Here is a 1,238-nt window from a genome sequence, read left to right on the forward strand (position 1 = left end):
CGGGCGCCGACGAGCCGGGGCGCGCCGGGTGGCTGGGCGGGCAGCTGCGCCATCGTGGGCAGCAGGGCCGGGGCGGCGTAGTGATTCTTGCGGTAGCGGGTGACCGAGCCGAGCCGGTCCTCGCGGATCTGCTTGGCGCTGAAGTGCACGCTGCCCAGCACGCCGTACTTGTCGTTGAGGGTGAGCTGGCGGTCGATCTGGTCCGGCTGCTTCCACGGGCCCTTCTCGCCGACGCGGTAGTCGCCCTGCCCGATGTACAGCTGCACCCGGGTGCCCTTGACCAGCTCCGACCACCAGGGCAGGGCCTTGGTGTAGTCGGCCTTGTCGAAGCCGATCGCCCAGTACAGCTGGGGCACGATGTAGTCCAGCCAGCCCTCGCGGACCCACTTGCGGGTGTCGGCGTAGATGGCGTCGTAGCTCTGCAGCCCGTGGGTGTCCGAGCCGGCCTTGTCGGTCTCCTGGTTGCGCCAGATCCCGAACGGGCTGATGCCGAACTTGACCCACGGCTTGAGCTGCTTGATCCGCTGGTTCATCTCGCGGACCAGGGTGTCGACGTTGGCCCGGCGCCAGTCCCCGCGGCTCTGCGACTTGTCGGCCCGCTTGGCGAAGCTGGCGTCGTCCTTGAACTCGTTGCCACCACCCTCGGGGTACGGGTAGAAGAAGTCGTCGAAGTGCACGCCGTCCACGTCGTACTTCTGGACGGCCTCCAGCATCGCGTCCTCGACGAACTTGCGGGCCGCCGGGATGCCCGGGTCGAAGTACAGCCGGGCGTTCTTGCCGTCCGGGTAGGAGATCGCCCAGTCCCGGTGCTTGATCAGGGGATGGTTCGGTGCCAGCTTCCTGAAGTCGGCGCCGGGGCCGGCCGGGGCCGGCTGGGTTCCGCGGTACGGGTTGAACCAGGCGTGGAACTCGAGGTTGCGGGCGTGCGCCTCGGTGATCATGAACTCCATCGGGTCCCAGCCGGGCGACCTGCCGTCCCGCTTGCCGGTCAACCACTCCGACCAGGGCGCGTACGCCGACTCCCAAAACGCGTCGCCGCTGGGCCGGACGTGCACGAAGATCGCGTTGTGCCGCATCGAGGCGGCCAGGTCCAGCCAGGCGCGGTACTCGGCCTGCACCTTCTCCTTGCTCAGGCCGGGCCGGCTGGGCCAGTCGATGTTCATCACCGTGGTCAGCCACATGCCGCGCAGCTCCCGGGTGGCGCTGACGGGCACGCCGGCGCATCGGCCCGGGGTGCC

At 69.4% G+C, this 1,238-nt stretch carries 1 protein-coding gene; it reads right to left on the reverse strand.

The genetic code is table 11. The features are described 5' to 3' along the window. Positions 1-1,214, reverse strand: a 1,214-nt coding sequence (locus tag AB0C29_RS49200) for a family 10 glycosylhydrolase (RefSeq protein WP_360835380.1), incomplete at its 3' end; no start/stop codon positions are given. Positions 1,215-1,238: the final 24 nt, after the last annotated feature.

It is taken from the genome of Actinoplanes sp. NPDC048791, assembly GCF_040650095.1.
GTDB lineage: Bacteria > Actinomycetota > Actinomycetes > Mycobacteriales > Micromonosporaceae > Actinoplanes.